At 58.1% G+C, this 13,552-nt stretch carries 13 protein-coding genes and 1 pseudogene; 10 read left to right on the forward strand and 4 right to left on the reverse strand.

The window, feature by feature from the left end:
• Positions 1-64 precede the first annotated feature (64 nt).
• Together prlC and PSJE_RS19855 are read left to right on the forward strand one after the other, a co-directional pair.
• Complete coding sequence (gene prlC, locus PSJE_RS19850; protein WP_090452312.1) at positions 65-2,116, forward strand: oligopeptidase A; 2,052 nt, start codon at positions 65-67, stop codon at positions 2,114-2,116.
• Positions 2,113-2,400 (forward strand): YheV family putative zinc ribbon protein, encoded by a 288-nt coding sequence (locus tag PSJE_RS19855; RefSeq protein WP_057712619.1) that lies wholly within the window; start codon positions 2,113-2,115, stop codon positions 2,398-2,400. The genes prlC and PSJE_RS19855 overlap by 4 nt, the downstream gene beginning before the upstream one ends.
• A 41-nt stretch (positions 2,401-2,441) precedes the next feature.
• Here the strand turns inward: PSJE_RS19855 and PSJE_RS19860 are convergent, their stop codons facing one another.
• From PSJE_RS19860 to PSJE_RS19870, 3 genes are all read right to left on the reverse strand, one after another.
• On the reverse strand, positions 2,442-3,086 hold the full coding sequence (locus PSJE_RS19860) for a phosphatase domain-containing protein (protein WP_207238421.1): 645 nt from the start codon (positions 3,084-3,086) through the stop codon (positions 2,442-2,444).
• A gap of 109 nt (positions 3,087-3,195) precedes the next feature.
• On the reverse strand, positions 3,196-3,744 hold the full coding sequence (locus PSJE_RS19865) for a hypothetical protein (protein WP_090452316.1): 549 nt from the start codon (positions 3,742-3,744) through the stop codon (positions 3,196-3,198).
• Between the two features lie 85 nt (positions 3,745-3,829).
• Entirely contained in the window at positions 3,830-4,132 is a 303-nt protein-coding gene (locus PSJE_RS19870; RefSeq protein WP_057712616.1) for a hypothetical protein, read from the reverse strand.
• A 224-nt stretch (positions 4,133-4,356) separates the two neighbouring features.
• On the opposite strand from PSJE_RS19870, the gene PSJE_RS19875 reads away from it, so the two are divergent.
• The 3 genes from PSJE_RS19875 (at position 4,357) to PSJE_RS19885 (ending at position 8,009) form a co-directional block, all read left to right on the forward strand.
• On the forward strand, positions 4,357-5,415 hold the full coding sequence (locus tag PSJE_RS19875) for a PA0069 family radical SAM protein (protein WP_090452318.1): 1,059 nt from the start codon (positions 4,357-4,359) through the stop codon (positions 5,413-5,415).
• 244 nt (positions 5,416-5,659) lie between these two features.
• Complete coding sequence (locus PSJE_RS19880) at positions 5,660-6,391, forward strand: carbonic anhydrase (protein ID WP_008045785.1); 732 nt, start codon at positions 5,660-5,662, stop codon at positions 6,389-6,391.
• 91 nt (positions 6,392-6,482) lie between these two features.
• On the forward strand, positions 6,483-8,009 hold the full coding sequence (locus tag PSJE_RS19885) for a SulP family inorganic anion transporter (RefSeq protein WP_090452320.1): 1,527 nt from the start codon (positions 6,483-6,485) through the stop codon (positions 8,007-8,009).
• Between the two features lie 119 nt (positions 8,010-8,128).
• Here PSJE_RS19885 and PSJE_RS19890 read toward each other — a convergent pair whose 3' ends face one another.
• The gene (locus PSJE_RS19890) at positions 8,129-8,779 is read right to left on the reverse strand and encodes a hypothetical protein (RefSeq protein ID WP_057712613.1); all 651 of its coding nucleotides are present in this window, start codon (positions 8,777-8,779) and stop codon (positions 8,129-8,131) included.
• A gap of 369 nt (positions 8,780-9,148) precedes the next feature.
• Between PSJE_RS19890 and coxB the strand changes: the two genes are divergently transcribed.
• The 5 genes and pseudogenes from coxB to PSJE_RS19910 all read left to right on the forward strand — a co-directional run bounded on the left by coxB (position 9,149) and on the right by PSJE_RS19910 (position 13,545).
• On the forward strand, positions 9,149-10,276 hold the full coding sequence (gene coxB, locus PSJE_RS19895; RefSeq protein ID WP_090452322.1) for a cytochrome c oxidase subunit II: 1,128 nt from the start codon (positions 9,149-9,151) through the stop codon (positions 10,274-10,276).
• An 82-nt stretch (positions 10,277-10,358) separates the two neighbouring features.
• Positions 10,359-11,951 (forward strand): cytochrome c oxidase subunit I, encoded by a 1,593-nt coding sequence (gene ctaD, locus PSJE_RS19900; RefSeq protein ID WP_057712611.1) that lies wholly within the window; start codon positions 10,359-10,361, stop codon positions 11,949-11,951.
• Positions 11,948-12,073, forward strand: a pseudogene (locus PSJE_RS32235) (outer membrane lipoprotein carrier protein LolA); the annotation flags it as partial. The gene ctaD and the pseudogene PSJE_RS32235, both read left to right, overlap by 4 nt.
• Before the next feature lie 7 nt (positions 12,074-12,080).
• Positions 12,081-12,632: a cytochrome c oxidase assembly protein gene (locus PSJE_RS19905; protein ID WP_056726726.1), complete on the forward strand. Its 552-nt coding sequence runs from the start codon at positions 12,081-12,083 to the stop codon at positions 12,630-12,632.
• A gap of 25 nt (positions 12,633-12,657) precedes the next feature.
• A complete protein-coding gene (locus tag PSJE_RS19910; protein ID WP_090452324.1) occupies positions 12,658-13,545 on the forward strand; it encodes a cytochrome c oxidase subunit 3 in 888 nt (295 codons plus the stop codon).
• Positions 13,546-13,552: the final 7 nt, after the last annotated feature.

The raw sequence follows: 13,552 nt of genomic DNA on the forward strand, positions 1-13,552 counted from the left end.
TAGCTGCGGTGAACGTCGATTGTAATTAAGATGGCTGCATGTTTCTTCAGCCAAGGTATCAACCGTGAGCGCGAACAACCCTCTTTTGCAGTCCTATGACCTGCCGCCGTTCTCCGCCATCCGCGCCGAACACGTACAACCGGCCATTGAACAGATCCTGGCTGACAACCGTGCCGCTATCGTCGAGATCCTCAAGACCCAGGTCAAACAGCCAACGTGGGCTGGCCTGGTGCTGGCGATGGACGAACTCAACGACCGTCTGGGCGCCGCCTGGAGCCCGGTCAGCCACCTCAATGCCGTGTGCAACAGCGCCGAACTGCGTGAAGCCTACGAGTCGTGCCTGCCGGCCTTGAGCGCCTATTCCACTGAAATGGGTCAGAACCGCGAACTGTTCCAGGCTTTCGAAGCCCTGGCCAGCAGCCCGGAGGCCGCCGGTTTCGACGTGGCGCAGAAAACTATCCTGGAACACTCCCTGCGTGACTTCCGTCTGTCGGGTATCGACCTGCCGGAAGCCGAACAAAAGCGTTACGCCGAAGTGCAGAGCAAGCTGTCCGAATTGGGCAGCCGTTTTTCCAACCAGTTGCTCGATGCCACTCAGGCCTGGACCAAGCACATCACCGATGAAGCCGCCCTCGCCGGCCTGACTGATTCGGCCAAAGCGCAAATGGCCGCCGCGGCTCAGGCCAAGGATCTGGACGGCTGGCTGATCACTCTGGAATTCCCGAGCTATTACGCGGTGATGACCTACGCCCAGGACCGCGCGCTGCGTGAAGAAGTCTACGCCGCGTACTGCACCCGGGCGTCGGACCAGGGGCCGAATGCCGGCCAGAACGACAACGGCCCGGTCATGGAAGAAATCCTCGACCTGCGTCAGGAACTGGCAAAACTCTTGGGGTTCAGCAGTTTCTCCGAGTTGAGCCTGGCGACCAAAATGGCCGAGTCCAGCGATCAGGTGCTGAGTTTCCTGCGCGACCTGGCCAAGCGCAGCAAACCGTTCGCTGCCCAGGATCTGGAACAACTCAAGGCTTATGCCGCCGAACAGGGCTGCCCGGATCTGCAAAGCTGGGACAGCGGTTTCTACGGCGAAAAACTCCGTGAACAGCGTTACAGCGTCGCCCAGGAAGCCCTGCGCGCCTACTTCCCGATCGACAAGGTACTCAGCGGCCTGTTCGCCATCGTCCAGCGCCTGTACGGCATCGAGATTGCCGAGCAGAAAGGCTTCGACACCTGGCACCCGGATGTCCGCCTGTTTGAAATCAAGGAACACGGTCAGCACGTCGGCCGCTTCTTCTTCGACCTCTATGCTCGCGCCAACAAGCGTGGCGGCGCCTGGATGGATGGCGCCCGCGACCGTCGTCGCACCGCTGGTGGTGTATTGCAAAGCCCGGTAGCCAACCTTGTGTGCAACTTCACCCCGGCCGACAGCGGCAAGCCTGCGCTGCTGACCCACGACGAAGTCACCACCCTGTTCCACGAGTTCGGTCACGGCCTGCATCACCTGCTGACCCGCGTCGAGCATGCTGGCGTGTCCGGCATCAACGGCGTGGCTTGGGATGCGGTCGAGCTGCCGAGCCAGTTCATGGAAAACTGGTGCTGGGAGCCGGAAGGCCTGGCGCTGATTTCCGGTCATTATGAAACCGGCGAACCGCTGCCTCAGGACCTGCTCGGGAAGATGCTTGCGGCGAAAAACTTCCAGTCCGGCCTGATGATGGTGCGCCAACTGGAGTTCTCGCTGTTCGACTTCGAACTGCACGCCACCCACGGCGACGGCCGTAGCGTGCTGCAAGTGCTTGAAGGCGTGCGTGACGAGGTTTCGGTGATGCGTCCGCCGGCCTACAACCGCTTCCCCAACAGTTTTGCACACATCTTCGCTGGCGGTTACGCCGCGGGTTACTACAGCTATAAGTGGGCTGAAGTGCTTTCGGCCGATGCGTTCTCGAAGTTCGAAGAAGAAGGCGTGCTCAACGCCGACACCGGTCGTGCGTTCCGCGAAGCAATCCTGGCCCGTGGCGGCTCCCAGGAGCCGATGGTGCTGTTCGTCGACTTCCGTGGTCGTGAGCCATCAATTGACGCACTCTTGCGCCACAGCGGCCTGAGTGAGGGCGCGGCAGCATGAGTGAGGGACCTGTGATTACGAAAAAACGCTTTATCGCCGGGGCGGTCTGCCCGGCATGCAGCGAGCCGGACAAATTGATGATGTGGAATGAAGACCAGGTCCCGCACCGAGAGTGCGTGGCCTGCGGTTACTCCGACACACTCAATGAGCAAGGGCTGTCAGTGCCCAAGGAGTTGGGTACGCGGGTGAACACCAGCGCCCCAAAACCTGCCGACACCAAGGTTCAGCCGGTTCAGTTCTTCCCGAATCCGAAGCTGAAGAAAAAGCCTGACGAACAAAATTGAGTGAAAAAAGCCCCCGTTGTGCAATGCAGCGGGGGCTTTTTTTATTCGATGTGAGCGGACTTGAACCAGCTCTTCATTGAACACGCAGCGAATGGGCTGGTGCTGCAATCGCCATTGGCCAGGGCCGTGCGCAGTTTTTCCACGTCGGCCTGCATCATGTAGCGAATTCCGTCCTTGAAGTGGGTGCTGTCGCCAAAGCCGCCCTGGGTCATTTCGTTCAGGGCCTCCTCCTTGGTCCAGCCCTGGATGACAGTCCGGTACATGGCGGCCATCAGGCCGGTACGGTCGGAACCGTGTTTGCAGTGCATCAGCACCGGGCCTTTGGCTTCGGCGGACCGAATGGCGCGCAAGGCCTTGAGCACATCGGCGTCATCCACATGGTTGGTGCGATAAGGCAGTTGTACTTGCGTGATACCTGGCGCGGACAACCAACTGGAGTCTGCTTCGGGCAGGAAATTGATCACAGTGCCCACCTTGAGTTTCTCCAGCAGCGGCACCGCGCCCTTGTCCGGCAAGGCGCTGCGATAGAGCGTCGGCGACATCTGGAAGAGGTTGTATTGCTTCTCTATCTGTTGAGCCCAGTCTGCTGGACGCTGCATCACACTGTCGTCAGCAAGTGCCGGTGTCAGGTTAGCGAGCACAACCAGCGACAAGCATATTGCAGATAAAAAACGTGGAAAAAGCATGCTTGAGCGACCGTTCAGAAAGGGACGGGAAGATGGTGGCAAGGATCAGCCATGCACGGTCAAAGGCCTGTGAGCTGACTGTCAAAGAATCGTGAAGTCCGCGCTCAGGTTATAGTTTCAGTTTGATGAAGGATTTGAGCAGCTCGTTCAGTCCGACCCCATAGTTAAACACCTGTCCAGTTAAAGGGTTGCGCTTGCGACCTTCAAAAGACGAGCCGGCATTCGCAGATTTAGTTTCGTACACACCGAGGCTATACAGTTGATGATCATCTTCGTCAATTTCAAATTCCTCAACGTCTACTCGAAGCTCGGGTGATTCAGCGGGAAGACGATAAAGGTACGCTATGCCCTCTGGGGCAATTATTTGTTGATGATAAAAAGCGAGTGCAAGTTGTGTAAGGGCGGCAATGTCCTTTTCGTCGATGCTATTGTCTGGAGTGACATTGATATCGGACCAAGGATCAAAATCGAGCTTTGAAGTCTTGCCTTCGTCTTTTATATGGAGTGTCACTGAGGGAGCGCCTGCGAGAATATCAGCGAATTGCTCCATTGTTTTGTTCGGATACTCGCCTGCCCTTATTAGCTTGATAATTACCTGCACACCTTTCGTCGTTTCTTTTTGTTGTAGATAAGCACCAGTTTTTATGAGCATTGACATTTTTATCCTCCAGGCTGTCTGGAATGCATGCGGGAGCCCGCATGCATTCGGCAATAGCACTTTCCAGTGATCGGAAAGTCAGGGCTCAGGGATTGACGATACTGGCATAAGCCTTTGCCAGCGCCTGTAACTTGGCTTTGTCGTCGGCATCGATGGTCCCGTCTCCATCGACATCCTTGCCCACGGTCCGGATGCTGAAAGAGTTGCCAAGGTCGGTGGAAGTGGCGGTGTAGTAAGTTGAGTCGACCAGCTTTTCAACTTGCATTTCATTTTCCGCATCCCAACTCAACTCTTTGCGAGCCAGTTGCAAAGAAACCAAGGTGTTGGGTTCCGAAGGGCCTGGTTTCATGAGTTGAAGGAAAATACCGCGTTGATTAAAGAAAGACATTAATAAATCCTTTTATTTGATTGCTGTTGAGGGTATTGCCTGTTGGGTTGAATATACGGTTGGGTATTGAATCTAACCACTGACTATATGTTTCCTGAGTTTTCTGATTATTAATGAACAAGTAAGCATCATGATGCCCCTTTGTCAGATGAAGGGCTGAGCGGTACTGGTCGACAGGCAGTGAGTTTGGTACTGTATGGATATACAGATCAAGGAGTCCGCTGATGGTTAGCTCTCTGCCTCCCCGCGGCCGCGGCACCGCAACCAACCCGCACAACCGCTTTGCCCCCAGCCATTCGGTGGTTGAGGACGACGGCTGGTATCAGGAAGTACCGCTCACCCAGGGCACCGAGGTGAGCATTGAAACGGCGAAAACCATCATTACCCGCAATACGTCGCCGGACTTGCCCTTCGATCGATCGATCAATCCCTATCGCGGTTGCGAGCATGGCTGCATCTACTGCTACGCGCGGCCAAGCCATGCCTATTGGGACATGTCGCCCGGGCTGGATTTCGAGACAAAGCTGATCGCCAAGACCAACGCTGTGGATGTGTTGGAGCAACAACTGTCCAAACGCGGCTATCAATGTGCGCCGATCAACCTCGGCTCCAACACCGACCCCTATCAGCCGATCGAGCGTGAATACAGGATCACCCGGCATACCCTCGAAGTACTGCTGCGATATCGCCATCCCGTGACCATCGTCACCAAAGGCTCGCTGATACTTCGCGATTTGGACCTGCTGACCGAACTTGCACAGCAAAACCTGGTGGCGGTGATGATCAGCCTGACCACCCTGGACGACGATCTCAAACGCATCCTTGAACCCCGCGCCGCAGCGCCCAAGGCCCGGTTGCGGGCGATCAGGGTCATGCGCGAGGCGGGCATTCCGGTGGGCGTCCTGTGTTCACCGATGATTCCGATGATCAACGACAGCGAACTCGAAAGCCTGCTCGCCGAGGCTCACGGCGCCGGAGCACAAAGCGCCGCCTACATGATGCTGCGTCTGCCGCTGGAAGTGGCGCCGCTGTTCGAAGAATGGCTGGGCGCCCACTATCCGCAACGGGCGGCGCATGTGCTGAGCCTGATTCGCCAGAGCCGTGGCGGTGAACTCTACGACAGCCGCTTTGGTGCTCGAATGCGCGGCGAAGGTCCTTTCGCCGACCTGCTGGCACAGCGTTTTGCCAAAGCCATCAAGCGCCTGGGGCTCAATCGCCGGGAAGGCTTTGACCTGGACTGCAATGCCTTTTGTCCGCCTGGTCGCCAAATGTCGTTGATTTGAGGACAATTGGCCTATGGTTGAGTACTGAAGATCGCGCTCGCGTCTTAGGCTGGTCACGTTCTTTGTGACCTGTAACACGCATTCTAGAGCGTTTTATTCAGTTTCAATTAAGATTCGGCCGCTACCTTGTTCATCGAGTGACTGATGGGTCGAGATGTTTGGCCTGGATGTTTTTTAACCAGCCACTGGCTTCACACCGGACCACACGGGATGACTCCCTGAGCCCGCCAATGAGGATGAATTGATGAGTGACAAGGATAAACAGCCGTTGGCTGCGTCGGCTTCAGCCCAACCCGAGGCCGAAACCGCCGATGCAGCGTTGCAGCATATCGTTGACGGCTTTTTGCATTTTCATCATGAGATCTTTCCTCAACAGGAAGAGCTCTTCAAGAAACTCGCCACGGCCCAGCGGCCACGAGCGATGTTCATCGCCTGCGCCGATTCGCGCATCGTTCCCGAGTTGATTACCCAGAGCTCCCCCGGCGACCTGTTCGTGACCCGTAACGTCGGCAACGTCGTGCCGCCTTACGGGCAAATGAACGGTGGTGTTTCCACGGCCATCGAGTACGCCGTACTGGCTCTTGGGGTGCATCACATCATCATTTGCGGGCATTCCGACTGCGGCGCCATGCGCGCGGTGCTCAACCCGGACAGTCTGGAAAAAATGCCCACGGTCAAAGCCTGGCTGCGTCATGCCGAAGTGGCCAAAACCATGGTGCAAGAGAACTGCAACTGCTCCAGCGAAAGCGAAAGCATGCACATCCTCACTGAAGAGAATGTGATCGCCCAGTTGCAGCATCTGCGCACCCATCCGTCGGTTGCTTCGCGCATGGCCAACGGTCAGCTATTTATTCACGGCTGGGTCTACAACATCGAAACCAGCGAAATCAAAGCGTACGACGCAGATCAAGGCTGTTTCCTGCCGCTCAATGGCAGCCTGCCAATTCCCGTGGCGACGCCCAAAGCGCGCTTCTAAATCCTCCTAAATCGTTGTGTGGTTCAGCCGAGGCTGCCGTTCAGGCAGCCTGGCTTTGCCATGCCTGAAGAAAAATTTCGGGAGACTCACCATGCGTGCTGCTCGACTCAAAGCTGTTCTGCCACGGGAGCTGCTGGCTTCGGTGGTTGTGTTTCTGGTCGCCCTGCCTCTGTGCATGGGCATCGCGATTGCTTCGGGGCTGCCGCCGGCCAAAGGCCTGATCACCGGCATCATCGGTGGTCTGGTGGTCGGCTGGTTGGCCGGTTCGCCACTGCAAGTCAGCGGCCCGGCGGCGGGCCTGGCCGTTCTGGTGTTCGAGTTGGTCCGCCAGCACGGCATCGCCATGCTCGGGCCGATACTGTTGTTGGCGGGTTTGCTGCAACTGGTGGCTGGCCGATTGAAGCTGGGCTGCTGGTTTCGAGTGACGGCACCCGCGGTGGTGTACGGCATGCTGGCCGGGATTGGCGTGCTGATCATCCTGTCTCAGGTGCATGTGATGCTGGATGCCGTGCCCAAACCTTCGGGTCTGGATAACCTGGCGGCCTTCCCGGCGGCGCTGTCTCTGGCGTTGCCCACGTTTGGCTGGCAAGCCGGGTTGCTCGGTTTGTCGACAATCGCCGTCATGTGGCTGTGGGATAAATTCCGTCCGCAATCCCTGCGCTTCGTTCCTGGCGCGCTACTTGGCGTCGGTCTGGCCACGCTTGCCAGCCTGATGCTGGCGTTGCAGGTCAAACGGGTTGAGGTTCCGGCCAACCTGACGGAGGCCATCGACTGGCTCAAGCCAGAGGATCTGCTCAACCTGGCTGATCCGACCTTGCTGATCGCGGCGTTTGCCGTGGCTTTCATCGCGAGCGCCGAAACCTTGCTCTCAGCCGCCGCGGTTGATCGTATGCACAGTGGTCAGCGCTCGGACTTCGACCGGGAATTGTCGGCGCAAGGTATCGGCAACATGCTGTGTGGCCTGCTTGGAGCGTTGCCGATGACCGGCGTTATCGTACGCAGTTCGGCGAATGTTCAGGCTGGCGCAACCACGCGGTTTTCGACCATTTTCCACGGCCTGTGGTTGTTGGCGTTCGTACTGTTGCTGTCCAGCGTGCTGCAAAGCATTCCGGTGGCGAGCCTGGCGGGCGTGCTGGTGTACACCGGTTTCAAGCTGGTGGATCTCAAGGTATTCCGTGGTTTGGGCCGGTATGGTCGGGCGCCGATGTTCACCTATGCGGCAACCGCGCTCGCCATCGTTTTCACGGACCTGCTGACTGGCGTATTGATTGGCTTCGGCCTGACGCTGGTGAAACTGGCGCTGAAAGCTTCGCGGTTGAAAATCAGCCTGATCGACCTGCCTCAGGAAGGGGAAATGGAATTGCGCCTGGTGGGCGCGGCGACCTTCCTCAAAGTGCCGGCGCTGACCCAGGTGCTGGGTAGTATTCCACCAGGCGCGACGGTGCATGTGCCGCTTAACAACCTGAGCTACATCGATCACTCGTGTCTGGAGCTTCTGGAGGAGTGGGGCCGGGCGAATGCGGCCAAGGGTTCGAAGCTGTTGATTGAATCGCGGGGGCTGAAGCGCAGACTTGAAGGCAGGGTTCGTACCAACACGGGCATAGGTGCGGCTGGCTGAGGCCCGATGTGGGAGCGAGCTTGCTCGCGATGGCGGTAGATCAGTCAACTTTGATGTTGAATGACATAGCCTCATCGCGAGCAAGCTCGCTCCCACAGGGGATTGTGTTTACCGGTGAATCAAGCCGCCGGTTGATCCAGTTCCAGGCCTACGCCCAAACGGCGGGACATGCACGGCCAGCGTTTCCACGCGGCGCCGGTGTCCGGGCTGTTGAGCTTCTCGCGGTAGGCTTCCACGGACTCCAGTGCGAAGGTTTCGTCGTTGAGCATCTCGTCGATGGCGTGATGCACCACTTCGTCCAGTTGGTTGGCGAACGTCTCACCGATCAATTGGTGAGCAATCAGGTTGGCGACAGTCATGTCCAAGGGGATCAGTGGCTGGCCAAGATGCTTGATGTACAGGTCGTTGACCTCTTCGACAAACCGGTGCGCCAGATAGGCTTCATCCAGCAGACTGTCGAGCCCGGCATGGCCGGCCATGATGGCTGGCGGCTGGAGGAAGTATTGCTCGGCGATTTTCAGCACCGGTTTGATCTGTGACTCAATGCCCGCTTCCCTGGCGACTTCATTGGCTGCATCCAGCAGATCAGGCACTTCTTCGATGTAGGCGGCGACAAATCGCGTCAGTACGCCTTTGGTATCGGCCTCCGGCAATTGGATCGCCGGGTGCAGATGAGCCAGTTTGCTTTCCAGTTGACGCGTCAGCAGACCGGTCTCGGCTTCGTGTTGTTGGGCTGTTTGGATCTGCTCGCGCAATGCGGCGGTGTTCATGAAAACTCCAGGAAACAAGGCAATGAAATAGGGAAGACATAACTTAGCTGGCTTACGAAAAATGCTAAGACGCATTTGTCATAATTATTTCATCCTTGAGACGGTCCCGTTATATCGATTTGCCACCACTCGTCTGCATCCTTCTCCATTCGTGCCCTGCAACGCAAGTTAATGCTGTTTCAGATCATTTACGCCTTCGCATTGCGAGGTGAGAGTCGCTGTCTATACTCGGGGTGGAATGGAGTTAGCTGATGACGCCCGACTGCATATGCAGCAAGGCCCGGTGCTCAAGTTCGTAGTCTGATGCAGCCGCTCCCTTGCCGCAGGTGAAAGCCGGCGGGATAACAAGAACGATAAGGGGAACCCGCAATGATGCGACATCCACATGTCTGGATGGGCCTCCTGTTGTGGTCGATTTTCAGTCAGGCGCAAGCGGCCTGGACTGTGAATATGGCGCCTGGAGCGACTGAAATCAGTCACGCAGTATTCGACCTGCACATGATTATTTTCTGGATCTGTGTGGTGATCGGCATCATCGTATTTGGTGCCATGTTCTGGTCGATGATTCTCCACCGCCGCTCGACCGGGCAGGTGGCCGCCAAATTTCATGAAAGCACCACCGTCGAAATCCTCTGGACCATCGTGCCCTTCCTGATCCTGGTGGCCATGGCGGTTCCCGCTACCGCGACCCTGATCAAGATGTACGACGCCAGTGAGCCGGAAATCGACATCCAGATCACCGGTTACCAGTGGAAGTGGCACTACAAATACCTGGGCCAGGACGTCGAGTTCTTCAGCAACCTGACCACCCCCCAGGATCAGATCCACAACAAGGAAACCAAGGGCGAGCACTATCTGCTCGAAGTCGACAAGCCATTGGTGCTGCCGGTCGGTGCCAAGGTGCGCTTCCTTGTGACCTCCGCCGACGTGATCCACTCCTGGTGGGTGCCGGCTTTCGCGGTCAAGCGCGATGCGATTCCCGGGTTCGTCAATGAAGCTTGGACCCGTATCGACAAGCCCGGCATCTACCGTGGCCAGTGCGCCGAGTTGTGCGGCAAGGATCACGGCTTCATGCCGACCGTGGTCGAGGTCAAGGAAAAGGCCGATTACGAAAAATGGCTGGCCGATCGCAAGGCCGAGGCCGCGCAACTCAAAGAGCTGACCAGCAAGGAATGGACGCTCGAGGAGCTCAAGGAACGCGGCGACAAGGTCTATCACACCACCTGCGTGGCCTGTCACCAGGCCGAAGGCCAGGGTCTGCCGCCGATGTTCCCGGCACTCAAGGGCTCGAAAATCGCCACCGGACCGAAAGACGCTCACCTGGGCATTGTCTTCCACGGCAAGCCTGGCACTTCCATGGCCGCATTCGGCAAGCAACTCTCGGAGGTCGATATCGCGGCGGTCGTGACCTATGAACGTAACGCCTGGGGCAACAACAAGGGCGACATGGTCACGCCTAAAGAAGTGCTGGAGCTGAAACAGGCGGAAAGCAAATGACCCGGTCTATTGCGCACGTAAGGAACCGGTCGGGGCTACGCACCCCGGCCCGCCCAGTCCATCTGTTTGCAGGAGACAGGACATGACTGCTGTAATCGATGAACATGTTCATACCGCCACCGACCACGCCCATGGCCCCGCAAAAGGCCTGATGCGCTGGGTGCTGACCACCAACCACAAGGACATCGGTACGTTGTACCTGTGGTTTGCGTTCTCCATGTTCCTGCTTGGCGGTTCGTTCGCGATGGTGATTCGCGCCGAGCTGTTCCAGCCGGGGCTGCAGATCGTCCAGCCGGAATTTTTCAACCAGATGACCACCATGCACGGTCTGGTGATGGTCTTCGGTGCGGTGATGCCGGCCTTCGTCGGCCTCGCCAACTGGATGATCCCGCTGATGATCGGCGCGCCGGACATGGCCCTGCCGCGCATGAACAACTTCAGCTTCTGGCTGTTGCCGGCGGCGTTCCTGATGCTGGTGTCGACCCTGTTCACTGCCGGTGGCGGGCCGAACTTCGGCTGGACGTTCTATGCGCCGCTGTCGACGACCTATGCGCCGGAAAGCGTGACCTTCTTCATTTTCGCCATCCACTTGATGGGAATCAGTTCGATCATGGGCGCGATCAACGTGATCGCCACCATCCTCAACCTGCGCGCCCCCGGCATGACGCTGATGAAAATGCCGTTGTTCGTCTGGACCTGGCTGATCACCGCGTTCCTGTTGATTGCGGTGATGCCGGTACTGGCCGGTTGCGTGACGATGATGCTGATGGACATCCACTTCGGCACCAGTTTCTTCAGTGCCGCCGGTGGCGGAGACCCGGTGCTGTTCCAGCATGTGTTCTGGTTCTTCGGTCACCCCGAGGTGTACATCATGATCCTGCCGGCCTTCGGCGCCGTCAGCTCGATCATTCCGGCCTTTTCGCGCAAGCCACTGTTCGGCTACACCTCGATGGTCTACGCCACGGCGAGTATCGCGTTCCTGTCGTTCATCGTCTGGGCGCACCACATGTTCGTGGTCGGCATTCCGCTGGTGGGCGAGTTGTTCTTCATGTACGCCACGTTGCTGATTGCGGTGCCGACGGGCGTGAAGGTGTTCAACTGGGCCAGCACCATGTGGCAGGGCTCGCTGACGTTCGAGACGCCGATGCTGTTTGCCGTGGCGTTCGTGATCCTGTTCTCCATCGGCGGTTTCTCCGGGTTGATGCTGGCCATCGCCCCGGCGGACTTCCAGTACCAGGACACCTACTTCGTGGTCGCGCACTTCCATTACGTGCTGGTGCCGGGGGCGATCTTCGGGATCTTCGCCTCGGCCTACTACTGGCTGCCGAAATGGACCGGCCACATGTACGACGAAACCCTCGGCAAGCTGCATTTCTGGCTGTCGTTCATCGGCATGAACCTGGCCTTCTTCCCGATGCACTTTGTGGGGCTGGCGGGCATGCCACGACGGATTCCGGACTACAACCTGCAGTTCGCCGACTTCAACATGGTGTCGTCGATCGGCGCATTCATGTTCGGCGCCACGCAGATCTTTTTCCTGTTCATCGTGATCAAGACCATTCGCGGCGGCGCGCCGGCACCGGCCAAGCCGTGGGATGGGGCTGAAGGTCTGGAGTGGAGCATCCCGTCGCCGGCGCCGTATCACACCTTCACCACGCCGCCGGAAGTGAAATGAACGCCTGGCCCTTTGTAGGAGCGAGCTCGCTCGCGATGGTCGTCAACGATGACGCTGGAAGCCTGACACACCACGGCGCTCTCAAGTTTTTCGCGAGCAAGCTCGCTCCTGCAGGGGTGTGCGGAAATCATGGCTGACTCGATTTCGATGAAGAAACTGGTCACGCGCCTGCTGACCGTGGTGGTGGCAATGTTTGTGTTCGGCTTTGCCCTGGTGCCGATCTACGACGTGATGTGCAAGGCCTTCGGCATTAATGGCAAGACCGGCGGGCAGTACGAGGGTGAGCAAACGGTCGACACCTCGCGGCAGGTACGCGTGCAGTTTCTGTCGACCAACACCGCCGACATGCCGTGGGACTTTTATCCCAAACATGACGAATTGACCGCGAACCCGGGGGCGGTGAACGAGATGATCTTCATCGCCCACAACCCCACCGATAAGCCGATGAGCGCCCAAGCCGTGCCGAGCATCGCGCCCAGCAATGCGGCGGCGTACTTCCACAAGACCGAATGTTTCTGCTTTACCCAGCAAGTGCTGCAGCCCGGTCAGCGGATCGAGATGCCGGTACGTTTCATCGTTGACCGTGATATGCCCAAGGATGTGAAGCACCTGACGCTGTCCTACACGCTGTTCGATATCACCGCCCGACATCCACCGGTAGCTGTAAACACTGGCGGCTGAGCGTGCCCGATAAGGAGAACAATAAATGGCAACTCATGAACATTATTACGTCCCGGCCCAGAGCAAATGGCCGATCATCGCCACGGTCGGGATGTTCGTCACGGTGTTTGGCCTGGCCACCTGGTTCAATGATCTGAAAGCAGCGCGTCCGGAATCCCACGGGCCGCTAATCTTTTTCGTCGGCGGGCTGTTGCTGGCCTACATGCTGTTTGGCTGGTTCGGCACGGTGATCAAGGAAAGTCGCGGCGGCTTGTACAGCGCACAGATGGATCGCTCGTTCCGCTGGGGCATGAGCTGGTTCATTTTCTCGGAGGTGATGTTCTTCATCGCCTTTTTTGGCGCGCTGTTTTATGTGCGTCAAATCTCCGGACCGGCGCTCGGTGGTGAAGGCGCCAAAGGCATGGCGCACATGCTGTGGCCGAACTTCCAGTTCACCTGGCCGCTGCTGAGCAACCCCGACTCGAAACTGTTTCCGCCGCCCAAGGAAGTCATTAGCCCCTGGGGCCTGCCGCTGCTCAATACCGTGTTGCTGGTCAGTTCCAGCGTGACCGTGACCATCGCCCACCATGCCTTGAAAAAGGGCCATCGCGGCGCACTGAAACTCTGGCTGGCGCTCACTGTATTGCTCGGCAGTGCGTTCCTCATCTTCCAGGCCGAAGAGTACATGCACGCCTACCGCGAACTGGGCCTGACCCTGGGCTCGGGCATCTACGGCGCGACCTTCTTCATGCTCACCGGGTTCCACGGCGCCCACGTCACCATCGGCACCATCATCCTGTTCGTGATGCTGGTGCGGATCATGCGCGGGCATTTCGACAACGAGCACCAGTTCGGTTTCGAAGCGGCGACTTGGTACTGGCACTTCGTGGATGTGGTGTGGATCGGGCTGTTTGTTTTCGTCTATGTGCTTTAAAGCCGCT

It is taken from the genome of Pseudomonas jessenii (genome assembly GCF_002236115.1).
In the GTDB taxonomy this organism is placed as follows: Bacteria; Pseudomonadota; Gammaproteobacteria; order Pseudomonadales; family Pseudomonadaceae; genus Aquipseudomonas; species Aquipseudomonas jessenii.